This window comes from Brotaphodocola sp., assembly GCF_050873365.1.
GTDB lineage: Bacteria > Bacillota > Clostridia > Lachnospirales > Lachnospiraceae > Brotaphodocola.
In genome coordinates, this window is the sequence record NZ_JBNMIQ010000005.1 from 108,734 (window position 1) to 133,498 (window position 24,765).

Annotated in this window: 27 protein-coding genes and 1 pseudogene; all 28 read left to right on the top strand. The window is 51.0% G+C overall.

The features are described 5' to 3' along the window. The first annotated feature begins 26 nt into the window (after positions 1-26). The 28 genes and pseudogenes from ACR0QT_RS04165 (at position 27) to ACR0QT_RS04300 (ending at position 24,581) form a co-directional block, all read left to right on the top strand. Positions 27-794, top strand: coding sequence for a dihydroorotate dehydrogenase electron transfer subunit (locus tag ACR0QT_RS04165; protein ID WP_432629631.1), 768 nt, complete (start codon positions 27-29; stop codon positions 792-794). Next, positions 794-1,696 (top strand): dihydroorotate dehydrogenase, encoded by a 903-nt coding sequence (locus ACR0QT_RS04170; protein ID WP_432629632.1) that lies wholly within the window; start codon positions 794-796, stop codon positions 1,694-1,696. Before ACR0QT_RS04165 ends, ACR0QT_RS04170 begins: the two co-directional genes overlap by 1 nt. A 51-nt stretch (positions 1,697-1,747) precedes the next feature. Then, positions 1,748-2,428: an orotate phosphoribosyltransferase gene (gene pyrE / locus ACR0QT_RS04175; protein ID WP_308451330.1), complete on the top strand. Its 681-nt coding sequence runs from the start codon at positions 1,748-1,750 to the stop codon at positions 2,426-2,428. A gap of 11 nt (positions 2,429-2,439) precedes the next feature. Beyond that, complete coding sequence (locus ACR0QT_RS04180; protein WP_177977577.1) at positions 2,440-2,589, top strand: hypothetical protein; 150 nt, start codon at positions 2,440-2,442, stop codon at positions 2,587-2,589. A gap of 90 nt (positions 2,590-2,679) precedes the next feature. Beyond that, complete coding sequence (locus tag ACR0QT_RS04185) at positions 2,680-3,012, top strand: hypothetical protein (protein ID WP_432629633.1); 333 nt, start codon at positions 2,680-2,682, stop codon at positions 3,010-3,012. A gap of 153 nt (positions 3,013-3,165) precedes the next feature. Continuing rightward, a complete protein-coding gene (locus ACR0QT_RS04190) occupies positions 3,166-5,241 on the top strand; it encodes an aminopeptidase (protein ID WP_432629671.1) in 2,076 nt (691 codons plus the stop codon). Positions 5,242-5,535: 294 nt separating this feature from the next. Beyond that, positions 5,536-6,375 (top strand): MerR family transcriptional regulator, encoded by an 840-nt coding sequence (locus ACR0QT_RS04195; protein WP_432629634.1) that lies wholly within the window; start codon positions 5,536-5,538, stop codon positions 6,373-6,375. Positions 6,376-7,023: 648 nt separating this feature from the next. Then, a complete protein-coding gene (gene eutM, locus ACR0QT_RS04200) occupies positions 7,024-7,308 on the top strand; it encodes an ethanolamine utilization microcompartment protein EutM (protein WP_027640754.1) in 285 nt (94 codons plus the stop codon). Between the two features lie 29 nt (positions 7,309-7,337). Further along, on the top strand, positions 7,338-8,333 hold the full coding sequence (locus ACR0QT_RS04205; RefSeq protein ID WP_432629635.1) for a DMT family transporter: 996 nt from the start codon (positions 7,338-7,340) through the stop codon (positions 8,331-8,333). A gap of 1 nt (position 8,334) precedes the next feature. Next, complete coding sequence (locus ACR0QT_RS04210) at positions 8,335-8,613, top strand: hypothetical protein (RefSeq protein WP_432629636.1); 279 nt, start codon at positions 8,335-8,337, stop codon at positions 8,611-8,613. Between the two features lie 84 nt (positions 8,614-8,697). Beyond that, complete coding sequence (locus ACR0QT_RS04215) at positions 8,698-8,994, top strand: BMC domain-containing protein (protein WP_027640757.1); 297 nt, start codon at positions 8,698-8,700, stop codon at positions 8,992-8,994. Positions 8,995-9,069: 75 nt separating this feature from the next. Continuing rightward, a complete protein-coding gene (locus ACR0QT_RS04220; RefSeq protein ID WP_432629637.1) occupies positions 9,070-9,378 on the top strand; it encodes a BMC domain-containing protein in 309 nt (102 codons plus the stop codon). 153 nt (positions 9,379-9,531) lie between these two features. Beyond that, on the top strand, positions 9,532-10,908 hold the full coding sequence (locus ACR0QT_RS04225) for an aldehyde dehydrogenase family protein (protein ID WP_432629638.1): 1,377 nt from the start codon (positions 9,532-9,534) through the stop codon (positions 10,906-10,908). A gap of 76 nt (positions 10,909-10,984) precedes the next feature. Next, on the top strand, positions 10,985-13,546 hold the full coding sequence (gene cutC, locus ACR0QT_RS04230; RefSeq protein ID WP_432629639.1) for a choline trimethylamine-lyase: 2,562 nt from the start codon (positions 10,985-10,987) through the stop codon (positions 13,544-13,546). Positions 13,547-13,652: 106 nt separating this feature from the next. After that, positions 13,653-14,582 carry a choline TMA-lyase-activating enzyme gene (cutD, locus tag ACR0QT_RS04235; protein ID WP_432629640.1) on the top strand — a complete coding sequence of 310 codons (930 nt, stop codon included), beginning with the start codon at positions 13,653-13,655 and terminating at the stop codon, positions 14,580-14,582. 43 nt (positions 14,583-14,625) lie between these two features. Then, positions 14,626-14,961: a BMC domain-containing protein gene (locus ACR0QT_RS04240; protein WP_432629672.1), complete on the top strand. Its 336-nt coding sequence runs from the start codon at positions 14,626-14,628 to the stop codon at positions 14,959-14,961. Further along, the gene (locus ACR0QT_RS04245) at positions 14,958-15,398 is read left to right on the top strand and encodes a EutP/PduV family microcompartment system protein (protein ID WP_432629641.1); all 441 of its coding nucleotides are present in this window, start codon (positions 14,958-14,960) and stop codon (positions 15,396-15,398) included. Before ACR0QT_RS04240 ends, ACR0QT_RS04245 begins: the two co-directional genes overlap by 4 nt. 166 nt (positions 15,399-15,564) lie before the next feature. Next, positions 15,565-16,707: a 1-propanol dehydrogenase PduQ gene (locus tag ACR0QT_RS04250; RefSeq protein ID WP_432629642.1), complete on the top strand. Its 1,143-nt coding sequence runs from the start codon at positions 15,565-15,567 to the stop codon at positions 16,705-16,707. Next, the gene (locus ACR0QT_RS04255; protein ID WP_432629643.1) at positions 16,704-17,462 is read left to right on the top strand and encodes a hypothetical protein; all 759 of its coding nucleotides are present in this window, start codon (positions 16,704-16,706) and stop codon (positions 17,460-17,462) included. Before ACR0QT_RS04250 ends, ACR0QT_RS04255 begins: the two co-directional genes overlap by 4 nt. Then, a complete protein-coding gene (eutJ, locus tag ACR0QT_RS04260) occupies positions 17,447-18,289 on the top strand; it encodes an ethanolamine utilization protein EutJ (protein WP_432629644.1) in 843 nt (280 codons plus the stop codon). Before ACR0QT_RS04255 ends, eutJ begins: the two co-directional genes overlap by 16 nt. Before the next feature lie 7 nt (positions 18,290-18,296). Further along, on the top strand, positions 18,297-18,602 hold the full coding sequence (locus ACR0QT_RS04265) for a BMC domain-containing protein (protein WP_432629645.1): 306 nt from the start codon (positions 18,297-18,299) through the stop codon (positions 18,600-18,602). Continuing rightward, positions 18,596-18,862 carry a EutN/CcmL family microcompartment protein gene (locus ACR0QT_RS04270; RefSeq protein ID WP_308451318.1) on the top strand — a complete coding sequence of 89 codons (267 nt, stop codon included), beginning with the start codon at positions 18,596-18,598 and terminating at the stop codon, positions 18,860-18,862. Before ACR0QT_RS04265 ends, ACR0QT_RS04270 begins: the two co-directional genes overlap by 7 nt. 85 nt (positions 18,863-18,947) lie before the next feature. Further along, the gene (locus tag ACR0QT_RS04275) at positions 18,948-19,619 is read left to right on the top strand and encodes a cupin domain-containing protein (protein ID WP_432629646.1); all 672 of its coding nucleotides are present in this window, start codon (positions 18,948-18,950) and stop codon (positions 19,617-19,619) included. 14 nt (positions 19,620-19,633) lie between these two features. Next, positions 19,634-19,885: pseudogene (locus ACR0QT_RS04280) on the top strand (BMC domain-containing protein); the annotation flags it as partial. A gap of 553 nt (positions 19,886-20,438) precedes the next feature. Then, entirely contained in the window at positions 20,439-22,100 is a 1,662-nt protein-coding gene (locus ACR0QT_RS04285) for an acetaldehyde dehydrogenase (acetylating) (protein WP_432629647.1), read from the top strand. A gap of 41 nt (positions 22,101-22,141) precedes the next feature. Beyond that, positions 22,142-22,801 (top strand): phosphate propanoyltransferase, encoded by a 660-nt coding sequence (locus tag ACR0QT_RS04290; protein ID WP_432629648.1) that lies wholly within the window; start codon positions 22,142-22,144, stop codon positions 22,799-22,801. 64 nt (positions 22,802-22,865) lie between these two features. After that, positions 22,866-23,150, top strand: coding sequence for an ethanolamine utilization microcompartment protein EutM (eutM, locus tag ACR0QT_RS04295; RefSeq protein ID WP_027640772.1), 285 nt, complete (start codon positions 22,866-22,868; stop codon positions 23,148-23,150). 342 nt (positions 23,151-23,492) lie between these two features. Next, positions 23,493-24,581 carry a GGDEF domain-containing protein gene (locus tag ACR0QT_RS04300; protein WP_432629649.1) on the top strand — a complete coding sequence of 363 codons (1,089 nt, stop codon included), beginning with the start codon at positions 23,493-23,495 and terminating at the stop codon, positions 24,579-24,581. The last annotated feature ends 184 nt before the right edge of the window (positions 24,582-24,765 follow it).

Below are 24,765 nucleotides of genomic sequence, written 5' to 3' on the forward strand. Positions count from 1 at the left end.
ATCTTGGAAATGAGGTACGGGTCGTAATGGGAAAGATCAAGATGACGGCATCTGTGGTCAGTCAGGAAGCACTGACAGCAGATGTATTCAGCATGTGGATTCAGGCAGAGGAGATTGCCTCTCAGGCAAAGCCGGGACAGTTTATCTCTGTCTATACGAAGGATCAGTCAAAACTCCTTCCGCGTCCGATCAGTCTGTGTGAGATTGACCGTGAGAATGGACGTCTGCGCATTGTTTACCGGACAGTCGGAGCCGGAACAAAGGAGTTTGCCACCTATCAGGCAGGTGATGAGATCGAGATTTTAGGACCGCTCGGAAATGGTTTCCCGACGGACAGCACGAAGAAAGCCTTCTTAATCGGCGGTGGAATCGGTATTCCGCCGATGCTTGAGCTCGCAAAGACGCTCAAGGGCGAGAGACAGATGGTGCTCGGCTACCGCGATGTTCTGTTCCTGAATCAGGAATTTGAGCCGTATGGTTCGGTTTATCTGGCAACCGAGGACGGAAGTGCCGGAACGAAGGGAAATGTGCTTGATGCGATCCGTGAGCAGGCACTTGACGCAGAGGTGATCTACGCCTGTGGTCCGACCCCGATGCTTCGCGCAATCAAGGCGTATGCACAGGAGAACGGAATCGAGTGCTGGCTCTCCCTCGAGGAGCGCATGGCATGTGGCGTCGGTGCATGCCTTGCCTGCGTTTGCAAGTCGAAGGAAGTGGATGACCATTCCCATGTGCACAACAAGCGAATCTGCAAGGATGGTCCGGTATTCCCTGCGCAGGAGGTGGAGCTGTAATGAATACAAAGGTGACGATTGCCGGTGTAGAGTTAAAGAATCCGGTTATGACAGCTTCCGGTACATTTGGAAGCGGAGAAGAGTACAGCGAGTTTGTGGATTTGAGCCGTCTCGGAGCTGTGGTGACGAAGGGCGTGGCAAATGTGCCGTGGCCGGGCAACCCGACTCCGCGTATCACCGAGGTTTACGGTGGCATGCTCAATGCGATCGGTTTACAGAACCCGGGCATTGATGTGTTTGCAAAGAGAGACATCCCGTTCTTAAAGAAGTACGACACGAAGATCGTGGTCAATGTCTGCGGAAAGACGACCGAGGACTATCTTGAGGTCGTGGAGCGTCTTGCTGATGAGCCGGTAGATCTTCTTGAGATCAACATCTCCTGCCCGAATGTCAAGGAGGGCGGTATCGCGTTTGGTCAGGACCCGAAGGCGGTTGAGGCGATCACAAAGGCAGTCAAGGCAAAGGCAAAACAGCCGGTGATCATGAAACTCAGCCCGAATGTGACGGATATCACGGTGATGGCAAAGGCAGCGGAGGCAGGCGGTGCAGATGCACTCTCCCTGATCAATACGCTGACCGGAATGAAGATCGACATCAATCGCCGGACGTTTGCGCTCGCAAATAAGACCGGTGGCATGTCCGGTCCGGCAGTGAAGCCGGTCGCAGTCCGCATGGTATACCAGACCGCTCAGGCAGTCAAGATTCCGATCATCGGTATGGGCGGTATCGCGACGGCTGAGGATGCGCTCGAGTTTATCATGGCAGGTGCAACCGCAGTTTCTGTCGGCACGGCGAACTTCTTCAATCCGTATGCAACGGTTCAGATCGCTGAGGGCATCGAGAACTTCATGAAACAGCATGGAGTCGAGGATATCCATGAGCTGATCGGCTGTGTGAAATAAGAGTAAGATTAATTAAGACAATAAGACCCAAATGAGAGGAGATATCGTGCTATGGAGCAGTATAAGAAAGAATTTATTGAGTTTATGATCGACTGTGAGGTTCTGAAATTCGGTGATTTCGTGACCAAGAGCGGAAGAAAGACCCCGTTCTTTGTAAATACCGGATTCTACCGCACCGGAACCCAGCTTCGCCGTTTAGGTGAGTACTATGCAAAGGCAATCCAGAGCGCATTCGGCATGGATTTCGATGTGCTGTTTGGACCGGCTTACAAGGGTATTCCGCTGACCGTTGCAACGACGATGGCAATCAGCGAGTTCTACGATGCAGATATCCGTTACTGCTCAAACCGTAAAGAGGTCAAGGATCACGGCGATAAGGGAATTCTGCTTGGAAGCCCGATCAAGGACAATGACAAGGTTGTGATCATCGAGGATGTAACGACCGCTGGTACTTCAATCGAGGAGACTCTGCCGATCATCAAGGCTCAGGGCGATGTGGATGTGCTCGGTCTTGTTGTATCCGTAGACCGCATGGAGCGCGGAAAAGACACGACTCACTCTGCACTCAAGGAGATTGAGAGAAAGTATGGCTTCAAGACGACCGCAATCGTGACGATGGCAGATGTTGTGGAGCATCTCTACAACAAGCCGTACAAGGGTCGTATCGTGATCGACGATACCTTAAAGGCAGCAATTGACGCTTACTATGAGCAGTATGGTGCTGAAGAGTAAGGGAGTTGCATATGGAGAAAGTATATAAGACAATGCAGCGTACCGGTGCGTGTAGCATTGCGGTGGGAATTGTGGTTCTTGTGACGGGTCTGGTAGTCGGAATCATGTCCATCGTGTGCGGGAGCATTCTGCTCAAACGCAAAGGCGAGATTACATTTTAAATCGGCGGGAAACGCCGGAAGAAGGGGATGTTGCGGGAGTGCGACATCCTCTTTGCGTTCTGGAGTTTTCATTTCGGAAAGGAGCGCAGGGTGCGTAGAAAAAAATACAGGATTTCCTATATCCGAAGACCGCTTGCGAGCAGGAGCATTCCGGCGACGGGATTTGCAGTCGTTGCACTTGCGTCGACGCTTGTCAGCCTGATTCTCAGCGTGCGTGCGCAGGGAAACGGCGGGGCGAACGTGTCAGCGTGGGGATTTTGCGGGATTGTGTTTACTGTCGCAACCCTGATCTATGGGATCACCGCATTTCGGGAAAAGGAAAAAAATTATATTCTGGCGAGGATTGCCTCAATCGCCGGTGCGATTCTGGCAGTGTTCTGGGTCTGCATGCTGATTGTGGGCGTCCTGTCGCTGACGATGTAAAACAGAACATCAACAAGATATCAGAATATCAACAGAATATCAGAATATCAACAAAATATCAGAACATCGGCTTGAATCTGATAAATTGAAATTTAAATCGGAATCTGAGCTGAAATCTGGGCTTGAATCTGAGAAAGAAAGGGTATGACGACTGTGAATTATCGGGAATTATGGAATGACGAGAATACGCAGATCCGCGAGCGCTATGATCTGGCGATGGAGCGGATTGCACAGATTCCGTCGGAGGAGAGAATTGCAGAGCCGTTTCGGGACTACTTTGTCGTGGTGGCTCATTTTGCGGGTCAGATCGAGGAGCTGGCAAGACTTCAGCTTCGCGAGGAGCTTGAAGGATATTCGCTCGAGGAGTTAAAGACTCTTAACCATGCGCTCTATGCGGATGTACTCCCGGAGCATTATGGTGAGAGCTACGCAAATCCGGCATATGCGGTGGAGAAACTCGGGGAGGAGCTTGGCACGATTCTGTCCGCCTTTTATGCACAGTTTCGCGAGGCGATTGTCTTTGCCTACGAGTGCCGTCTGACAGACATCACGATCCTCGCAGAGACGCTGATTGAGATTTACAATCTTTTTGAGGAAGGGGTTCCGCAGGAGAAGGCAGTGAGAGATGTGCTCTACTGGTTCTTCAGCGATTACACCGATGTGACGCTGACTTACCGGATTCGCGAACAGCTCGACCCGTCTCTGTCATTTGCGCGTGACATCATCATGGAGGGCGATCTTTCCGATCTGCGCTATCTGTACCGTTTCGGAGAGTATATTTCCGATGCAGAATTGAAGATTGCGGGATTTTTGAACACGCTTCCGGACGAGACGATCGAGAAGATGGCTTCGACGTACACCGAAGGATACCGCAAGGGCTTTGAGGTCATGGGAAGAGATCTCTCCCGCAAGAAGACAGTCGCAATCCGCTATGAGCTCGGATTTGAGCGCATGATCCGCTCTGCGATTCGCCAGTTTTCCGAGATGGGACTTGAGACGATTCTCTACCGCTCGGCATCGTGGTCGGTGACGAAGAATCCGAACCGCAAGATCGGTTATCACGGCACCCCGGCAAACCGCCAGTACGACTACGATCATCGCTATGACAGTGCGATCTATCTCGACAAGGCATTCAAGGAGCGCAAGCTCGCAGTGCTCCGCACGGCGTATGAGACCTACCGCAAGGAAGCGGGATGGTTTGCAGGTCCGGCTGTCGTGGAGACGTTCGGGGAGGACGGATTCTGTCCGGTCAACTGCCCGCAGGCATATAAGCTCAGCGAGAAGCAGGAGGAGCTGACGATCGCCTATGCGAACGAGTCGATGCAGGTGCTCAACGACTACATTCCGGGGGATGAGACGAGCTTTACGATCATCGCCTTTCCGGTTCCGGCAATCGGAGAGGACTTTGAGCAGATCTTTGCGGAGACGATCCGGATCAACACGCTCGACTACGAGGTCTACAAGGAGATCCAACAGCACATCATTGACGTGCTCGATCAGGCAGAGCAGGTGCATGTGACCGGACGAAACGGCAATGAGACCGACATCCGCGTTTCGCTTCACACGCTCTCAGACCCGTCGAAGCAGACAAACTTTGAAAACTGTGTCGCCGACGTCAACATTCCGCTCGGGGAGGTCTTCACCTCGCCGATTCTTGCGGGAACGACGGGACTTCTGCATGTGAGCCAGGTCTACCTTGGGGACATCCAGTTTAAGAATTTGCGAATCCGCTTTGAGGACGGAAAGGTCGCAGAGTACAGCTGTGACAATTTCGAAAATCCGGAGGAGGGCAAACAGCTGATCCGCCAGCAGATTCTTAAGAATCATGACACGCTTCCGATGGGCGAGTTTGCGATCGGAACGAACACGACGGCATATGCGATGGCGCAGAAGTTTGGCATTGTCGAGAAACTGCCGATCCTGATTGCGGAGAAGATGGGACCGCACTTTGCAGTCGGTGACACCTGTTACAGCTGGAGCGAGGATTCCCCGATGTACAATCCGGATGGACGCGAGGTGATCGCGCGCGACAACGAGATCTCGATTTTGCGTAAGGAAGATGTCTCGAAGGCGTACTTTGGCTGTCATCTCGACATCACAATCCCGTACTCGGAGCTCGGGGACATCACCGCAGTCCGTGCAGACGGAAGCGGAATTCCGGTAATCCGTGAGGGAAGATTTGTCGTTTCCGGAACCGAGGAGTTAAACCGCGCGCTCGACGAAGAGTAAAAAATCAACACAATAAAATCGACACAATAAAAAGTCAGCAAAAAACCAAGATCAATGCGAAAAAGATCAGTGTGAAAAAGTCCGATAAATAAAAGATGGAGACTGCGTGGAGCACGGGAGCATTTCCCGGTGCTCCTCTCGGTCTTCTTTTTTTGTGCCTGCTTTCACAAAAAATTAGTTGAAATGCCACACAAAATCTGATAATATAGACGGATATTTGTTACAGTAGACAAAAAACACCAAAACTGTCAAGAAATGGGGAACAAAACGGAAAGGAGAAGAAGTCAAACGGATATGGAACAGAAATTTTTTTCGATCGGGGAAGTGAGCAAAATTTGCAATGTCTCGAGGAAGGCACTGCGCTATTACGATCAGATCGGGCTGATTTCGCCGGACTATATCAACGAGGAAAATGGTTATCGGTATTACAGTGAGGACACTCTGCTGTATGTGCCGATCTTGAAATATTATAAACAGATGGGCTTTAAGCTCGAGGAGATGCAGGGGCTTTTCGACGATGTGAACTTCGCCGGAATCCGGAAATGGTTCCCGGAAAAGATCGGGGAGCTGACGGCGGAGAGGCGCAGGCTTCAGGAGAGCCTGATCTCGATTCAGGACTGGTATCAGCTGATTCAGGAGGCGCAGATGGTTTTGCGCTACCAGACGTGCGAGATCTCCGTCAAATATTTTCCGGAGATGGATTTTTGCTACATGGATCAGGAATTCACCTACGATTACCCGCCTGCGGTCATCAACATTCCGTGGACGAATTACCTCGAGGAGCACGGGGAGGAGATCACCGGAGCAGTGATTTTGCACTATGACTCGTTTGAGGAGAAGATGGAGGGCAGATGCCGTCGCGTGCGGATCATGCAACAGGCAGTTCGCCCGAACACGCAGAGTCCGATTCAGCGAACACGCCAGCGCGGGATGGCGGTCTGCGTCTACCACATCGGTTCCCATGAGACGATCGATCAGGAATATGAGAGAATCCGGGAGTGGGCGAAAAAGCGCGGATGTCGTCTCGCCAAGGATTCGTATGAGCGGTTTGTGACAGACTACTGGTCGACAAAAAAGACGGAGGAGTTTGTGACGGAGATCATGGTTCCGTTTGAGCAGGAGTCGGAAGAGTAAGAGAGACAAGATTAAAACAACAAGAATAAGGCGCCAAGAATAAGGCGACGAAAAACTAAGAATAAATAAAAAAATAAAAAGCCAAGAAAAAAGACAAGAAGTAAGAAAAATAAGAGCAGGGTAAAAACCGAGGAGACTAGAGCAAAAAAAGGCAAGAGCGAGAGAAAACAGGAACAGGGACGGTGAAACATGCGGTAAAAAACCTTCCCCTTAGGGGGAATGGCAGAGCGGGCAGATCAGGGATGATTTTGCCCGCTTTTTGCATACCCGGGGAAAAAGGGATCAAAATTTTGTTCAAAAGATTGGACAATCTGCTATAAAATTGTTTCTGGATTTGTACAAGATGCTAAAAATCCGAGATTTTGTCCCGGAAAACAGCGTGTGAAAAAAATATCGAAAAAAGGGGTTGACATTCCGGCATGGGGCAAGGGCTATACTAAGTGCACAGAAAAACATGAGCGAGAAACTGTTTCTTGTGCATGTTGCGCGCGCTGTAAATAAAAATGAGCTCAGAGAAAAGAAAAAACCGTAAAAGTTCCCAATCCCGAACAAAAGAAAACGTAACAGTAACAAAAGCAAAGCAAAAGTAAAGCAAAAGCGAAACGTTTGAGGGCTTGGGAGAGAACCAAGGAGAAGGAGAGAGACAAGATGAAGTATGATGCACTTGGAATGATTGAGACAAAAGGTCTTGTGGCTTCCATCGAGGCAGCCGATGCAATGGTAAAGGCAGCAAACGTAACCCTGATCGGAAAAGAAAAAGTCGGTGGCGGATTGATCACCGTTCTGGTGAGAGGTGATGTCGGAGCTGTCAAGGCTGCAACCGATGCAGGTGCCGCAGCTGCTCAGAGAATCGGTGAGCTGGTATCCGTTCACGTAATCCCGCGTCCGCACGGAGAGGTTGAGACCATCCTTCCTGGTGGAAAGACTGAATAATTAAATAACATCAAAGGAGAAATGAATCGATGAACGGAGGAAACGCATCTTTAGCGGATGCCAAGATGAAACAGGTCAGCAAAAGTTTCCGCAAGACGGGACTGATGACCGGAGCACTTTCCGGTCTGACCTATGGAATTTACACCACGCTGGTTATGGTGGCTGGTTACTATGAACCACTTGCCGGAGCGGCTGGTTTCCTTGCAGCTCCTTATGTGTGCGCAGGTCTGAATGATCTGTTTGCCGGACTTTGGCTGTTGATCTACAACGCCAAGATGGGACGTCTGGCAGAGATCGGAAGAACCTTGAACACCTTCCCGGGAAAGATGATGCTTCTCGGAGCCTTCCTTGGAGGTCCGATCGCAAACGGAGCTTACCTCGTAGGACTTGCACTTGCAGGTGCTTACGCAATCCCGATTTCCGCAACCTGTGGTCTTTTCGGAGCGATCTTCGCATGGATCTTCCTGAAACAGAGACCGACGAAGCGAGTTGTCGCAGGAATGGTCATCTGTGTAGCCGGTGCAATCGTCATCAACTGGACGAAGCCGGAGGGCGCACCGAACTTTACACTCGGAATTCTCTGTTCCCTTCTCGCAGCAGTCTGCTGGGGACTTGAGGGAACGCTTTCCAGTTACGGCGGTGCAATGGTTGATACCGATGTGGCAACAAACATCAGAGAGCTGTTCTCCGGTCTTGTAAACCTGATCGTCATCGTTCCGCTTGTCGGCGGTCTCGGACTGCTCGGCGGTACGTTAGCAGCTGGAATGCCGATCGTATGGCTGGTAATTTCCGGTCTGAGCGCAGGTGCTTCTTATCTGCTGTGGTATCAGGCAAATGCAACCGTTGGCTGTGCAATCGGAATGTCCCTGAATGTCACCTACGCATTCTGGGGAGTTCTCTTCTGTGTCCTGTTCTTAGGTCAGGCAGTGACTCCGACGATCGTGATCGGATCGATTGTCATCATCGCTGGTGCAATCCTGGTTACGATGAATCCGTTAGATTTCTTTAAGAAGGAGGAAAACTAAGATGTTACTTCCTGCAAGAATGGCTGTATTGAATTATTTAAATAAGGTGAAAGATGCAAGCGTCGATGAGATCATGACTGCGATGAAGCCTCAGTACGGAAACGAGGGTCAGTTCACAAAGAAAATGTATCTGAATCACGCGATGGCACTTGAGGCAAACGGAATGTGCGATCTGACCGGATATGAGCTTGACAAAAACGGAGAGCTCTCGATGAGATTTGCAATCAACGAGGCAGGACGCGATGCCGTAAACAAGTACGTGCCTGCAAAGTTTCGATAAACGTTCTCCCGGTGGAAAGTTGAGAGATTGAAATTCGGAGAATGAGAATGGAATCGCTTAGAATTAGAAAAGGAGAATCGGAGAATGAGATATTACGGTGAAGAAGCCCTCGGTCTCGTGGAAACCCTCGGTCTTGTTCCGGCGATGGAAGCTGCGGACAAGATGTTAAAGGCAGCAGATGTCGAGCTGATTTCCTACGAGAATGTAGGTTCTACCCTTGTCACGATCATGGTGAAGGGCGATGTGGCAGCTGTTCGTTCTGCTGTGGAAGCGGGAGCTGAGGCAGCGGCAGCGATCGGCAAACTGACAGCGAAAAATGTAATGCCGAGACCGATCCGTGCGGTCGGTGAGATCGTGTCCGTTCACGACATTGATGCGTAAGAAACCACTTCAAGTATTTAGACTTATTTAGACTTAGAGGGACTTGCGTAAGAAACCGTTTACAGGAGAAAAAGTATGGAGAGATATGAAGCCATTGGAATGATTGAAACCTTTGGTCTGGTATTTGTTCTGGAAGCTGCGGATGCAATGTGCAAGGCAGCAGATGTTGAGCTGATCGGCTATGAGAACGTTGCTTCCGGATACATTTCCGTCATCGTTCAGGGTGATGTCGGTGCATGCCGTACCGCAGTGGATGCCGGAGTGAAGGCAGTCGAGAACATGGGAGCAGAAGTTTACAGCTCCGTGGTAATCCCGAGACCGCATCAGGATCTTGGAAAGATTGTGAAACGTTACAGCCTGACGAATCTACTGCCGGAGGAGTAAAAACGTTGCTGCTTAGAGGTAGGCACTTTTGGAACCGAAAGTGCCGTAAGATAACCTGGTGGTAGCAGATTTTGCCGATTTGGAATGCGAAGCATTGGCAAAATCCGTTACTGTTTGCAGAACAGTAAGGTAAACACGCAGGAGGATCGTAAGATGAAATTTGTTGACAGAGACCTGATGGCAGTTCAGGAAGCCCGCGTCCTCATGGAAGAGGCCGGCGAGGCAAAGAACGTCCTCGGGACATGGAAACAGGAAAGATTGGACCGCGTTGTCCGTGCGATGATGAAAGCGTGCTCAGAGCGAGTCGAGATGCTCGTGCAAATGGCAGTCCGGGAAACCGGATACGGAGAGATCGCCGATCAGGTCAAGATGTGCCAGCTTCTGATTGCGTCGCTTGAGAAATCATTTGAAAACATGCAGTGTGTCGGGATTCTCGATCGCTGTGAGAGCGAGGGTGTTTTGGAGATCGGAGTTCCGCTCGGCGTGATCGCTGTGGCAGTTCCGGCACTCAGCCCGGTCTCAGCCGTGCTCTTTAGTGCAGTCAGCGCAGTGAAATCCGGAAATGCGGTGGTATTTGCCCCGCATCCGAGAGCCGTCGAGACGACGAAGAAGACGGTTCAGATTTTGAGAGAGTCGGCACTTGCAGAAGGGCTTCCGGACGGAGCGATTTCCTGTATGGAGACCTCAGCAAAGGAGGGAGCGCTCGAGCTCTTCGCTCACCCGCAGACCTCACTGATCTTAAACATGGGTGAGGAGGCGCTTTACCGGGAAAGCCCGGCGGGAAAACCGGTGATTTACGGCGGAATTGTTCCGTCCCCGGTCTTCATCGAGAGAAGCGCAGATGTCAGACAGGCAGTCGCAGACATTGTTGCGGGACGCAGTTTCAACTGCGGAATCATGGCCGGTTCTGAGCAGTATGTGGTTGCGGACAGCCGAATCGCAGAGACTGCAAAGCAGGAGATGATCTCCTGCAAAGCTTACTTTATGAACGAGGAAGAGGAGAAGAAATTGATTCGTCTTCTCGGAATCGGGGAGAAGCAGGGATGTGCGGAGAAAGAGTACATCGGAAAGAGCGCAGAGTGGCTTGCCACAAAAGCGGGATTTTCGGTTCCGAAGGGAACGAGAGTGCTGGTATCCGAGCAGACTTACATCACGGATTTCAACCCGTATGCAAATGCCCTGCTTTGTCCGGTGATCGTCTTCTACATCGAGAGCGACTGGACGCACGCCTGTGAGAAGTGCATGGAGCTGTTGATGGGAGAAAATCATGGAAATACGCTGGCGATTCACTCGACCGACGCCGAGATCATCCGCCAGTTTGCACTGAAAAAACCGGTGGGACGCGTGCTTGTGAACACCCCATCCTCTGTCGGAGCGATGGGAGTGACGACAAATCTTTTCCCGTCCGCAGTGCTCGGAAGCCTGAGTGCCGGAATGGGAATCACCGCAGAGAATGTTTCACCGATGAATCTGATTTACCGAAGAAAGGCGGCCTTCGGGGTGCGCAACTTCCAGAAGATGATGGAGTAACAAGAATCGAGTAACACAGTTTGACAAGAAGTCGAGAGAGTACTTTGTTACTCCGGAAAGAAAGAGAGGAACCATTTTGGATATTCGTGAATTTTCAGATAAAATTGCAGAAGCCACCAAAAATATGACTCCTGAGGAGAAGGCTTCTCTGATGAAGATGTTTGAGTCGGTTTCCGAGGAAATCGCAAAAGACAATACCGGCAAGAAGGCAGAGGAAGCAAAGAGCCTCGCAGATTTCCCGGCAGAGGGTACCGACATTCCGGACGGAATGACCAGAAGACTGAAACTCTTAAAGGAGAACTACTTAAAGCAGAAGCCGTCGATCACGACCTACCGTGCAAGAGCAATCACCAAGATTGCAAAAGAGAATCCGGGAATGCCAAAGATCGAGCTGAGAGGAAAATGCTTCCGTTACTGCTGTGAGACTGCTCCGCTTGTCATTCAGGACAACGAGCTGATCGTCGGCGCACCGTGTGGCGCACCGAGAGCAGGCGCATTCTCCCCGGATATCGCATGGCGTTGGATGGTGGACGAGATCGACACGATCGGCACAAGACCGCAGGATCCGTTCTACATCTCCGAGGAAGACAAGAAGATCATGCGCGAGGAGCTCTTCCCGTTCTGGCAGGGCAAATCCGTAGATGAGTACTGTGAGGATCAGTACCGTGAGGCTGGCGTTTGGGAGCTGTCCGGTGAGTCCTTTGTATCCGACTGTTCCTACCACGCAATCAACGGTGGTGGAGATTCCAACCCGGGTTACGATGTCATCCTGATGAAGAAGGGCATGATCGATATCCAGAACGAGGCAAAGGAGCATTTAGCACAGCTTCACTACGACAACCCGGAGGATATCGACAAGATTTACTTCTACAAGTCCGTGATCGATACGACTGAGGGCGTTATGATCTATGCGAGAAGAATGTCCGAGTACGCAAAGGAACTGGCTGAGAAGGAGACCGATCCGAAGAGAAAGGCAGAGCTGTACAAGATCTCTGAGGTCAATGCAAAAGTTCCGGCACACAAACCGGAGACCTTCTGGGAGGCAATTCAGGCAGTTTGGACGATCGAGTCCCTGCTCGTTGTCGAGGAGAACCAGACTGGTATGTCAATCGGTCGTGTTGACCAGTACATGTATCCGTTCTACAAGGCAGACATTGAGTCCGGCCGTATGAACAACTTCCAGGCATTCGAGCTTGCAGGTTGTATGCTGATCAAGATGTCTGAGATGATGTGGATCACAAGTGAGGGCGGTTCCAAGTTCTTCGCAGGTTATCAGCCGTTCGTCAACATGTGTGTCGGCGGTGTGACAAGATCCGGTCATGATGCAACCAACGATCTGACCTACCTGCTGATGGATGCTGTCCGTCACGTAAAGATTTACCAGCCGTCTCTGGCTTGCCGTATCCACAACAAGTCCCCGCGTCGTTATCTGAAGAAAATCGTTGACGTTGTTCGCGCAGGAATGGGCTTCCCGGCATGTCACTTCGATGACACCCACATCAAGATGATGCTTGCAAAGGGCGTTTCCATTGAGGATGCAAGAGATTACTGTCTGATGGGATGTGTAGAGCCTCAGAAGGCAGGCCGTCTGTATCAGTGGACTTCCACCGCATACACCCAGTGGCCGATCTGTATCGAGCTTGTTTTAAATCACGGTGTTCCGCTGTGGTATGGCAAGCAGGTTTGCCCGGATATGGGAGATTTAAGCCAGTTCAAGACCTACGAGCAGTTTGAAGAGGCTGTCAAGGAAGAGATCAAGTACATCACAAAGTGGACCGACGTTGCAACCGTAATCTCTCAGAGAGTACACCGCGATCTCGCTCCGAAGCCACTGATGTCCATCATGTACGAGGGATGTATGGAGCACGGAAAGGACGTTTCCGCAGGTGGAGCAATGTACAACTTCGGACCGGGCGTTGTTTGGTCCGGACTTGCAACCTACGCAGACTCTATGGCAGCAATCAAGAAACTTGTATTTGATGATAAGAAATACACGCTTGAAGAGCTCAACGATGCACTGAAGGCAGATTTCGTCGGCTACGAGCAGGTTCGCACCGACTGCTTAAACGCTCCGAAGTACGGAAATGACGATGATTACGCAGATAACATCGCAGCAGACCTGATCAACTTCACCGAGCATGAGCACAGAAAGTATAAGACCCTGTACTCCGTACTGAGCCATGGTACTCTGTCAATCTCCAACAACACTCCGTTTGGTCAGATGACAGGTGCTTCTGCAAACGGCCGTCACGCTTGGATGCCTCTGTCCGATGGAATCAGCCCGACCCAGGGCGCAGACTTCAAGGGCCCGACCGCAATCATCAAGTCGGTTTCCAAGATGTCTAACGACAACATGAACATCGGTATGGTACATAACTTCAAGATCATGGCTGGTCTTCTGGATACCCCGGAGGGCGAGGAGAGCCTGATCACCCTGCTGAGAACGGCTTGTATGTTCGGAAACGGCGAGATGCAGTTCAACTACCTCGACAACAAGACTCTGATCGAGGCTCAGAAGCATCCGGAGCAGTACCGCGACCTGATCGTCCGCGTAGCAGGATACAGCGCATTCTTCGTAGAGCTGTGTAAGGATGTACAGGATGAGATTATCAGCCGTACCATGCTGACTCATTTCTAAGATTTTCATCGAGTGCTCTGTCTGGCGGATGAGAGGAAACCCGATAACCGTTTTTTCAGATAAGTCGTCAGACAGAGGATGATGAGAAAGAAAAAGGAGAGAAAGCATGGAGAGAAAAGCTCTGATCTTTAATGTACAGAAATATAACATGTACGACGGACCGGGAATCCGGACAATCGTATTCTTCAAGGGATGCCCGCTCCGCTGTAAGTGGTGTGCGAACCCGGAAGGTCTGGTGCGAAAGCATCAGGTCATGTTGAAAAAAAACTCCTGCGCAAACTGCGGTGCCTGCGTGGAGGTCTGTCCGCAGAACATTCATGTGATCGATCCGGAGACCGGACTCCATCGAGTTCGCCGGGATATTGACTGCATTGGCTGTCGGAAATGTAAGAGTGTCTGTCCGCAGACGGCACTTGAGATCACCGGTGAGACGAAGACGATTTCAGAACTTCTGAAACTCGTCGAGGAGGATGCGGCATTTTACAGCATGTCGGGAGGCGGTGTGACGCTGAGTGGCGGAGAGTGTACCTCTCAGCCGGAGGCAGCGCGCGATCTTCTGATGGCATGCAAGGGAGAGGGCATCAACACAGCAATCGAGACCTGCGGTCACATCAAGACGGAAAAACTGCTTGAGATTGCACAGTATGTCGATCTGTTCCTCTTTGATATCAAGCACATGGACCCGAAGCGTCACAATGAGTTGACCGGAATCGGAAATGAGCAGATTCTGAAAAACTTGAATGAGCTTTTGAAACGACGCTACCGCGTGAAGGTGCGAATGCCGATGTTAAAGGGAATCAATGACAGCAAGGAGGAGATCGATCAGGTCATAAAGTTCCTTCTGCCATATCGGGATGATCCAAACTTCCAGGGAGTTGACCTTCTTCCTTACCACAAGATGGGCGTAGGAAAATACAGTCAGCTCGACATCCCTTACCAGATCGAGGACGATCCAAGCCTGAGTCAGGAAGATCTTGACCGGATCGAGGGCTGGATGAAAGAGTACCAGTTCCCTGTGACGGTTGTCAGACACTAAGAGATTGAGATTTTGGGAGGAGAGTCAAGTGGAGAAAACATTGATGCCGACGAGCCGGGTCGTGGAGGAATCCGTTCCCGGCAAGCAGGTCACGATCGCTCATGTGATCGCTTCTCCGGTTCCTGAGATCTACGAATGTCTGGGAATAGAGGGCAGGGGGGCAATCGGAATTCTGACCCTCTCCCCCTACGAGACGGCGATGATTGCGGCAGATCTTGCCTCAAAAGCGTCGGATGTAGAAATCGGATTTCTCGACCGTTTCACCGGTTCGGTGGTGATCTCCGGAGATGTCGAGAGTGTGGATGTGGCGCTTCACGCAGTCACCGAGACACTTGAGCGTGTTTTGGGATTCACCGTTGCCGAGATTACGAGGACATGAGAAAGAAACGAATTATGATTGTCGGGGCAGGAAGAAGCGGAAAGACGACGCTCGCCTCTTTTCTTGAGGGAGGCGGGGCGATCCGCAGAGTCCCCAACATGGTTTACCGCTCTGTGACGCTTGACACACCGGGACCTTATCTTGAGAGTCCGTGGATGCATCATCATCTGATTGCATCGGCACAGGATGCCTGCTGTATCGCGATGCTTGCATCTGCGACTGAAAAGCGTTTTACCTATCCGCCGGAATTTGCGAAAGCCTTTCGCGTTCCGATCTTCGGAGTCATCACGAAAGGCGATCTTTCCGAGGCGGACATCGAGATGGCACGGCAGGATCTTATGCAGGCGGGAGTGAATCCCCCCTACCACGAGATCAACGGGCAGGATCCGGAGAGCATGAGAGCGTTAAAAGAACTTTTGTTATCCTTTATCGGATAGCGAAATGAGACAATAACAACAGAGGGAATCGGATCAAACGATCCCCATTATAAAATAGGAAGAAACAAAATAATAAAAAGAGATTTTAAAAGAAATCTCAAAAGAAATTTCAAACGAAAATCGGAAAGAAATTCGAGAGAATACTGGGAGAAAGGAGGGACAGAAGATGGGACAGTTTTTGATGAGCACCCGTGTATATATGGGCGAATCCTCGATGGAAGAGGTGAAGGGACTCGGCATTCACAGAGCATATATCATCTGTGATCCGTTCATGGAAAAGTGTGGAAGAGCCGGAGAGCTCGCAGGACTTCTCGCTGAGGCGGGAGCTACGACCGAGATCTTTTCCAAGGTTGTTCCGGACCCGTCAATCGAGGTGGTTACGATGGCGATTCAGGGAATGACGGCGTTAAAACCGGATGCCGTCCTTGCACTCGGCGGTGGTTCCGCAATCGATACGGCAAAGGCAGCAAGCCATCTGTATGCGTCGATGAACGGCGGAGAGAAGCCGATGTTGATTGCCGTTCCGACGACGAGCGGAACAGGAAGCGAGGTGACCTCCTTCGCGGTGATTTCTGACACGCAGGCGAAAGTCAAGTATGCGCTTGTCGATCAGGCACTGGTTCCGGATGTCGCACTGCTCGACCCGAATCTGACTGCATCCGTTCCGCCGTCCATCACGGCAGACACGGGAATGGATGTGCTGACGCACGGTCTTGAGGCTTATGTCTCCACAAAGGCAGATGATTTCACCGATGCCTGTGCAGAAAAGGCAATCAAACTTGTCTGGGAGTATCTCGAGCGCGCCGTTGCAGACGGATCAGATATGGAAGCGAGAGAGCATATGCACAATGCCTCCTGCTTAGCGGGAATCGCATTCAGCAACGCTTCCCTCGGTGTTTGTCACAGCATGGCACATGCACTCGGAGCCCATTTCCACATTCCGCACGGAAGAGCGAACGCCCTTTTGCTGACGCATGTGATCGGCTACAATGCAGGACTTGAGCTTGTGGAGGACACCGAGACGCTTCTTCGCTATGAGAAGATTGCAAACATGCTTGGAATCGGAGGCGGAACGCCGAAAGCTGCGGTTTACGGTCTGATTCGTCAGATCAAGAACCTGATGCAGAGAATCCACATTCCGGCATATGTGACCGACTTGAACGTCGATCGCGAGAGCTTTGAGAGCGCAATCCCGGAGATGGCAAAGCGTGCGATGGAAGATAATTGTACGGCAACGAATCCGAGAACCCCGGCTGTATCAGAGTTTGAGAACCTTTACAAGAATCTCTGCAAAGGGGGACCTGTATGAGATTTATCACCGAGGAAGATTTGAGAGCGCGTTATAAAAACGAGCACTTTACGTCTTACCGGCTGGAACCCGGAACCCGGTTGACCCCGGGAGCGAGACAGTATTTGAGCGACCTCGGAATCCGGATGCCGGAAGAAGAACAGGGATATAAGAAAAGATTTTTTACGAGTTTTACAAGTGAGAAGAAGACTGAGCAGGAAGCGACGGACGAGAAGAAGATGGAGCAGAGTGCTCCGGGAAGTCAGGCAAATGTCGTGGCAGGTGCAGAGACGGGGACATCGGGAACGAGTTTTCCAAGTTCCTGTGTGGACGGATCGCAGGAATGGCGATACGGGCTCAAAAGCATGCAGGCACGATTCTTAGAGACGGGAATTGATCTTCTTGCGATGGATGTGCTGATCGCACAGGAAGTCTTCGAGCTTGAGCGGGTTCTCTCCGAGATCGGAAGAGACGAAGCGGAAAAAGAAAAAGCAGGAATTGCCTGGGAGGACGAGAAGAAGATCTGCCGGACGTGCAGTGGAATCTCGCCGGAGCGGGCAGGAGAGGCGATGCCGGACTGCTTTGAGGTGACAGGATTTCATGCCCAGTCACCGAGGGGGAGAGAGATTGTCAAACTTCACATTCTGCGCTGTGCGCTGAGAGAGTTTGCGATCCATCTGCCGGATGAGAAAAAGAAGACAGCCAATCAGGTAATCAACCGGCTGTCTCAGATGATATGCCAGACATTTGGAGGAAAAATATGTCAGAAGAATTAGCATTTGCAGAGTGTGACCGTCTGGTACGGGACTTTGAAAAGGTGGTAAAAAAGCCGATAAAAAAGAAATCTTCTATTTATTATACCGGCGTGGATCTCGGAACAGCCTGTGTAGTACTTGCCGTTCTGGATGAAAACCGCCGTCCTGTGGCGGGCGCTTACCGGTATGCAGATGTGGTGAAGGACGGCATGGTTGTCGACTACATCGGTGCGATCCGCTTAGTGCGTGAGATGAAGGAGGAGCTTGAGGAGAAACTCGGAACCGAACTCATCTATGCGGCAGCGGCGATTCCTCCGGGAACGGATGCACTCGATGGAGGAGCAATCAAGAACGTTGTGCAGGGAGCGGGATTTGAGATCACTGCTCTGCTCGATGAGCCGACCGCAGCCAACCAGATTCTGAAGATTAAAAATGGCGCTGTCGTCGACATCGGAGGCGGAACAACCGGAATTTCCATCCTCAAGGACGGTAAGGTTGTGAACGTCGACGATGAGGCGACAGGCGGAACGCATTTTTCCCTGGTTCTGGCAGGGGCGTACAAACTTCCTTTTTCAGAGGCGGAGATCTACAAGAGAAATCCGAAAAATCACAAGGAGATTCTTCCGGTCTTAAAGCCGGTCATTGAGAAGGTGGCATCGATCATCAGCCGTCAGGTACAGGGCTATGAGGTTCATGGTCTCTACCTCGTCGGCGGAACCTGCTGTCTGTCCGGAATCGAGACGGTGATTGAGAAAAAGACCGGAATCCCGACTTACAAGCCGGAGAATCCGATGTTTGTAACCCCGCTTGGAATTGCAATGAGCTGTACCGATCAGGAAATGGAGTGAGAACCGTATGGAGTACCGGATCATCAAATCGCCCGGTCAGGGCACCCTGGAAATTCTCTCAAGGAGAAAGGGAAGCGGAATGGCGAAATCGCTTGAGTGCGTGGATGCCATCGGACTTGTTCAGGGAAGACTGATCGACATGGTCTGTGCGGCGGATGTGGCGGAGAAAGCCGTGGGAGTGACCGTGGAGGATATCCGCGGAAATTGCCCCCAGAGTATGATTATGCTTGCGATCTTTGGAGATACCGCTTCGGTGGAATCGGCAATCGAGGAGATCCGCAGGCGGGAGAAGGAGGACCGGGAGGAATGGTAACGGCGAGATTGATAGACAACATCTGGGCGACGCGAAAGGCGGAAGCCTTAAACGGATGCAAGCTGATGTTAGCCGAGATGATCGGCGGAACGAGAGCCGGAGAGCGACTTGTCGTCGTCGATATGATCGGTGCCGGAATCGGAGACCGGGTCCTCGTGACAACCGGATCATCCGCAAGACGCATGATGGAGAACGATGAGAGTCCGGTCGATGCGGTGGTGACAGGAATTATCGATGAGGACTGCACCTTTGAAGAATAACTCTTTAGAGAGGAAATCTTTGAAGAGTAATCTTTGAAGAACAAATCTTTGAAGGGCAGGGAGATAGATGGAGAGGAGTGAAGTCATGAAGCGTCTGATTTGCGCCGGAGACATTGAGGCTCTGAGCAATGAGGGAAAAAAGGTCTGTGTGGTAGGACCGCAGACGATTGTGACACCGGCAGCACGGGATGCCGCAGATACATTTGGCATTACCTTCTGTGATGAGGAACCGAAGGCAGAGCCGGCAAAGGCGGTTTCATCCGAGAAAGCACCGGCAGAGATCTGTGGGGCAGATGGAATCACGAGCGATCAGATCTACCAGATGCTGAAAGTTCTGATGGATAAGGGGTTACTTGGAGAGCTGTTAAAATGCTGTAACAACAAGCCGTATGAGTCCGAGTCCCATGCGAATGGACTGAAAGTCGTTCGCGGAAAGACGGTCAAGATGGATGTATTTGATACGGGAGATCCGAATGCGACCGCTTATTATCAGGAGCTGGTGAGCAAGGATGAGTCTCACATGAGTGCAGGTTTCCTTGTGATCGATCACTCAGAGTTTGCCTGGGAGCTGACGTATGAGGAGATTGACTATGTAATAGAAGGAACTCTGACCGTCACGATTGACGGAAAGAAATATACGGCAAATGCCGGTGATGTTCTCTTTGTTCCGTCCGGTTCAAAGGTAATCTGGGGATCTCCGGACAAGGCGAGAGTCTTCTATTCCACTTACCCGGCAAACTGGGCAGATCTTCTGTAAGGAGGATGTAGCACATGCAGGCACTTGGAATGATTGAGACGAGAGGACTGGTTCCGGCGATTGAGGCGCTTGATGCGATGCTCAAGAGTGCGGATGTGACTCTTGTGGAAAAGACGATAATCGGAGGAGGTCTCGTGACGATCACGGTGACCGGCGATGTATCGGCGGTTCATTCAGCAGTCGATGCCGGTACGGCATCGGTGAAGCGTTTCGGAGAGGGACATCTGGTGACGAGTCACATCATTGCACGACCGCATGAGGAAGTGGCAGGGATGTTCGATCCGAGAGATCCTTCTGATCCTTCCGGAAACTTTGAAAACTCAGAGGATTCTGAAGAGATCGAAGAGAGAACGGAAGATTCTGAGTCTGAGATAGAAGAAGCGAAATCCGAAATCGAAGGTTCTGAAATCGAAGGTTCTGAGACAGAGCGTCTTGAGACGGAAGATTCTGGGAACGATGTGATGACGGATGAGCCGAAGGCAGAGAGCGATCCGGAATCGAGACAGGAAGAGGATCTGGAAGCTGAGCAGGTTTTGGAACGAAAGAATGGGGCGCTGAGCCGGGAGTACTGTGACTGGCTTGTGAAGAAGGAAGGCAAAGAGGCACTTCTTTCGGAGCTTGAAAAGACCCATGTGACAAAACTTCGCAGTCTGGCAAGAACTTACCCGGAGCTTGGAATCGCAGGCAGAGAGATCTCGAGAGCGAACAAGTCAAAGCTGATGGAAGAGCTGAGACAGTGGTATCAGATCTAGTGGAATCAGATATAGGATCTCTTAACGGGGATTTGTGATAGAAAATGTGAGAGGAAAGGATAAAACAATGGAAAATTTTGATCTGGATTTGCGTTCCGTTCAGGAAGCAAGAAATCTGGCGCGTCAGGGTGCTGAGGCAGCAAAAAAGATGGCATGCATGACAGCAGAGCAGATTGACAAGATTCTGCGCAGTATGATTGAGGCAGCAGAGGAGCACGCTTCCTGTCTGGCAAAGATGGCAGTGGAAGAGACTGGATTTGGAAAGGTTCTCGATAAGACTTACAAGAACCATGCAGCATCCACCCTGCTTTACGAGGATATCCGCGATATGAAGACCGTCGGAATTCTCTCTGAGGATAAGGCGAGAGGAATTCTTGAGGTGGCAGCACCGGCTGGACTGATCATGGGAATCGTTCCGTCCACGAACCCGACTTCCACGGTTATCTACAAGTCGATGATCGCGATCAAGGCAGGAAATGCGATTGTCTTCTCCCCGCATCCGTCCGCTGCAAAATGTACCCTGCGCGCAGCAGAGGTGATGAAGGAGGCTGCTTTGAAGGCAGGTGCTCCGGAGGGCGTGATCGGCTGTATCTCCACCCCGACAATGGCAGCAACGAATGAGCTGATGCACTGCAAGGAAGTGGCTCTGATCATCGCAACCGGTGGCCCGGGCATGGTAAAGGCAGCTTACTCCGCAGGAAAGCCGGCAATCGGTGTTGGCGCAGGAAACTCCCCGGCATACATCGAGCGCACCGCAGATGTGAAATCTGCTGTATCCGCAATCATGGCGAGCAAGACTTTCGATAACGGTACGATCTGTGCTTCCGAGCAGTCAATCATCTGTGAGGAGTGCAACCATGACGAGGTTGTCGCAGAGCTTCAGCGTCAGGGCGCATACTTCATGACCCGCGAGGAGACCGAGAAGGTTTGCCGTCTGCTGTTCAAGAACGGCGGTCATGCAATGAACGCAAAGTTTGTTGGACGTACCCCGCAGGTAATCGCACAGGCAGCAGGAATCAGCGTTCCGGAGACTGCAAAGGTTCTGATCGGTGGACAGGACGGAGTTGGCGACGGTTACCCGCTCTCCTACGAGAAGCTGACAACTGTTCTCGCATTCTACACCGTAAAAGACTGGCAGGAGGCTTGCCACCTGAGCATGGATCTGTTACAGAACGGTATCGGCCACACGATGAGCATTCACACGAAGGACGATGAGATTGTCCGCAAGTTCGCTGTAAAACCGGCATCGAGAATTCTTGTAAACACCGGCGGAAGCATGGGCGGAACCGGAATCAGCACCGGACTGAATGTGGCATTCACCCTCGGCTGTGGTACCTGTGGCGGAAGCTCCGTTTCCGAGAATGTCAGCCCGTTAAATCTGATCAACATCAAGAAAGTCGCATACGGACTGAAGAACTGCGCAACTCTGATCGAGGATGACCGCACCTTCCATCATCCGGAGGTAACTGGAAATACGGCAACCGCACCGGTATCCTGCTGTGAGACCACAACCGCACCGGCAACTTCATCCTGTGCACATGAGTTCAGCCCGGCAGACATCGTCGCTTCCTTTGAGAAGAAGCAGAGCCACTGCGCAGGCAGTTGCGGAGCTTCTGTGGAGCAGACCGTGACCAGCCAGAACCAGTTGGAGCAGGCAAGTGCCGGATTCACAGACGATGCTCATCTGGCAGACCTTGTTCGCCAGCTGATCTCCTCTATGAATAAATAAGGAAAGAAGCAAGAAAGAAAAATACAGGGAGGAAGTCATCCATGGATCAGTGCGAAGCACTTATGAAACTTATTATGGAAGCAGTCAAGAATGGCACAGACGCGAAGACGGCTTCCGAGGAAAAGCCGGAGAGCGGAGCAATCCCGGTCGGCGTTTCCAACCGTCATGTCCATCTCTCTGCCGAGGATCTTGAGAAGCTCTTCGGCGCAGGATATGAGCTGACAAAGCTCAAAGATCTCTCCCAGCCGGGACAGTTCGCCTGCAAGGAGACGGTGACGGTGTGTGGACCGAAGGGAGCCATCGAGAAAGTCCGGATTCTTGGACCTGTCCGCAAGGCAAGTCAGATCGAGATTCTCGCAGGAGATTGCTTCAAACTTGGAGTCAAGGCACCGGTGAAGCTCTCCGGTGATCTTGAGGGAACTCCGGGAATCACCCTTGTCGGACCGAAGGGTTCGGTTCAGACGAAAAACGGCGTGATGATCGCACAGCGCCACATTCACATGTTGCCGTCCGACGCAGAGCGTTTCGGTGTGCATGATGGAGAGAGCGTCTGCCTTGAGGTGGACGGAATGCGCGGAGGCATTCTGAGAAATACGGTGATCCGTGTGACGGAGCAGTCCGGACTGGAATGTCATCTGGATATGGAAGAGGCAAATGCAATGGGACTCGGCTCTTCTTCAACCGTCAGAATTGTGCGCTAAAAATGTGTGTTTTTATTACAAATATTAAATAATAAAATTTGAAAGAAATCAGGAGGAAACAAAGATGAAGTACGATGCACTGGGAATGATCGAGACAAAGGGACTGGTAGGATCTATTGAGGCAGCTGATGCAATGGTAAAGGCAGCAAACGTAACCCTGATCGGCAAAGAGTTTGTCGGTGGTGGTCTGGTAACCGTTATGGTTCGCGGTGATGTAGGCGCAGTAAAGGCAGCAACCGATGCAGGCGCAGCAGCAGCTCAGAGAGTTGGCGAGCTGGTTTCCGTACATGTAATTCCGCGTCCGCACGCAGAGGTAGAGACCATTCTTCCGCATGTAAGCGAGAACTAATCCTTCAACCAACCTATATATTTTTAACTGACGTGATGTCAAACCAATCAAACACTGCTATATAAAAATTGACTGATAGGAGACAGGTGCTTCCCCACAAACGAGCACCTGTCTCTTTTTGTATATGCGCAGTGATTTTGATAGGAGGATGTATAAATTGCGTTTTGCAGATTTGCTTGACTCATATGATGGAAAATGATACGATTTATCATGATATTGTCGCTATTTCGCTATTTTTGCGGAAAGGATGGGGCTATCTGTTATTTTTTGTATGAGGAGCGGGATATGGCGATGAGATCTGTGCAGATACAGATCATTTAAGAAGGGGGAGAGAATGTGCAGATGGAAAAAAGTTTGAGGGAGAAGGTAAGAGAACACCATCAGCGATACGGGAAAAATATTCAGAAAGTGATACAGGGAATCTTGATTTTTCTCATGATCGGAATGACGCTCTGTATGATGAGAGAGGTATCGAAGATTCAGGGAGATGCGAGGGTCGTCAACTATGCCGGAATTTTGCGGGGAGCGACTCAGCGCATGGTGAAGCTCGAGATCGCCGGAAAGGGCGACAATGATCTGGAAAAATACCTCGATGATATTTTTGACGGTCTGCTTCACGGCGGTGGAAAGTATCATCTGACAAGTCTGAACGATGAAGACTACCAGAGATATTTGGAGCTTCAGTACAATTACTGGAAACTCTTGAAAAAGAAGATTGACATCATCAAGCGACAGGGATACGGGCAGACCGACCTGCTCTCGATGAGTGAGACCTACTTCCACCTTGCGGACGATACGGTCAGCGCAGCGGAGATCTACTCGCAGAAGTGTGCGACGAGGATCAGTCAGCTCGAGCGGGCGCTCAGCGTCGTGATGATTCTGATTGTGTGCTCGATGATTCAGCAGTCGATCGAGGAGGTCATGCTGATGAAGAGCAACAAGGATCTCAAGAAGAAGGCATATATCGATCTTCACACCGGACTTCCGAACAAGAGCCGTTGTGAGGAACTGTTGATGGACCGCGAAAATGTGAGTGAGGAAGACGCCAAGGCTGTCATGATCTTTGACTTAAACGGGCTTAAGCGCGTCAACGATACCCTCGGTCATCTCGCCGGAGATACGCTGATTGCGAACTTTGCGAATGCGCTTCGCACCTCGATTCCGGAGTATTATTTTGTGGGTCGGTACGGCGGAGATGAGTTTATCGCCATCTTGGAGCACACGGACAAGGAGAAGGCGGAGGCAGTGATTGCGAATATTCAGACGACCGTGGATCACTACAATGAGTTTAGCAGACAGGCGCATATGGAGTTTGCGTGGGGCTATGCGATCTCCACGGAATTTCCGGAAGCGACGCTGAAAGTGCTCTTAGAGCAGGCTGACCGCAGAATGTATGAGCGCAAGAAGACGATGAAGGGTGCGCGCGTGTAGTGGGAAGATGCCTAGAACCCCCAAAAGCACCTAAAGATCAAAAAATTACGAAAGATCAAAAGATTCATAAAAATAATAGAAATAAAAGAAAAGACAAAATGAGACTGGTATTTCTCACTCGCAGATGTTACAATAGAAACGTTGCGTAAAAATGCGTGTATCCTGACCAGATGAAAGTCCGTGC

Coding starts and splice junctions, on each gene's coding strand:
- ACR0QT_RS04165 (WP_432629631.1), top strand. CDS start 27: ATGGGAAAGATCAAGATGACGGCATCTGTGGTCAGTCAGGAAGCACTG.
- ACR0QT_RS04170 (WP_432629632.1), top strand. CDS start 794: ATGAATACAAAGGTGACGATTGCCGGTGTAGAGTTAAAGAATCCGGTT.
- pyrE (WP_308451330.1), top strand. CDS start 1,748: ATGGAGCAGTATAAGAAAGAATTTATTGAGTTTATGATCGACTGTGAG.
- ACR0QT_RS04180 (WP_177977577.1), top strand. CDS start 2,440: ATGGAGAAAGTATATAAGACAATGCAGCGTACCGGTGCGTGTAGCATT.
- ACR0QT_RS04195 (WP_432629634.1), top strand. CDS start 5,536: ATGGAACAGAAATTTTTTTCGATCGGGGAAGTGAGCAAAATTTGCAAT.
- eutM (WP_027640754.1), top strand. CDS start 7,024: ATGAAGTATGATGCACTTGGAATGATTGAGACAAAAGGTCTTGTGGCT.
- ACR0QT_RS04205 (WP_432629635.1), top strand. CDS start 7,338: ATGAACGGAGGAAACGCATCTTTAGCGGATGCCAAGATGAAACAGGTC.
- ACR0QT_RS04210 (WP_432629636.1), top strand. CDS start 8,335: ATGTTACTTCCTGCAAGAATGGCTGTATTGAATTATTTAAATAAGGTG.
- ACR0QT_RS04215 (WP_027640757.1), top strand. CDS start 8,698: ATGAGATATTACGGTGAAGAAGCCCTCGGTCTCGTGGAAACCCTCGGT.
- ACR0QT_RS04220 (WP_432629637.1), top strand. CDS start 9,070: ATGGAGAGATATGAAGCCATTGGAATGATTGAAACCTTTGGTCTGGTA.
- ACR0QT_RS04225 (WP_432629638.1), top strand. CDS start 9,532: ATGAAATTTGTTGACAGAGACCTGATGGCAGTTCAGGAAGCCCGCGTC.
- cutD (WP_432629640.1), top strand. CDS start 13,653: ATGGAGAGAAAAGCTCTGATCTTTAATGTACAGAAATATAACATGTAC.
- ACR0QT_RS04240 (WP_432629672.1), top strand. CDS start 14,626: ATGCCGACGAGCCGGGTCGTGGAGGAATCCGTTCCCGGCAAGCAGGTC.
- ACR0QT_RS04245 (WP_432629641.1), top strand. CDS start 14,958: ATGAGAAAGAAACGAATTATGATTGTCGGGGCAGGAAGAAGCGGAAAG.
- ACR0QT_RS04250 (WP_432629642.1), top strand. CDS start 15,565: ATGGGACAGTTTTTGATGAGCACCCGTGTATATATGGGCGAATCCTCG.
- ACR0QT_RS04255 (WP_432629643.1), top strand. CDS start 16,704: ATGAGATTTATCACCGAGGAAGATTTGAGAGCGCGTTATAAAAACGAG.
- eutJ (WP_432629644.1), top strand. CDS start 17,447: ATGTCAGAAGAATTAGCATTTGCAGAGTGTGACCGTCTGGTACGGGAC.
- ACR0QT_RS04265 (WP_432629645.1), top strand. CDS start 18,297: ATGGAGTACCGGATCATCAAATCGCCCGGTCAGGGCACCCTGGAAATT.
- ACR0QT_RS04270 (WP_308451318.1), top strand. CDS start 18,596: ATGGTAACGGCGAGATTGATAGACAACATCTGGGCGACGCGAAAGGCG.
- ACR0QT_RS04275 (WP_432629646.1), top strand. CDS start 18,948: ATGAAGCGTCTGATTTGCGCCGGAGACATTGAGGCTCTGAGCAATGAG.
- ACR0QT_RS04285 (WP_432629647.1), top strand. CDS start 20,439: ATGGAAAATTTTGATCTGGATTTGCGTTCCGTTCAGGAAGCAAGAAAT.
- ACR0QT_RS04290 (WP_432629648.1), top strand. CDS start 22,142: ATGGATCAGTGCGAAGCACTTATGAAACTTATTATGGAAGCAGTCAAG.
- eutM (WP_027640772.1), top strand. CDS start 22,866: ATGAAGTACGATGCACTGGGAATGATCGAGACAAAGGGACTGGTAGGA.
- ACR0QT_RS04300 (WP_432629649.1), top strand. CDS start 23,493: ATGGAAAAAAGTTTGAGGGAGAAGGTAAGAGAACACCATCAGCGATAC.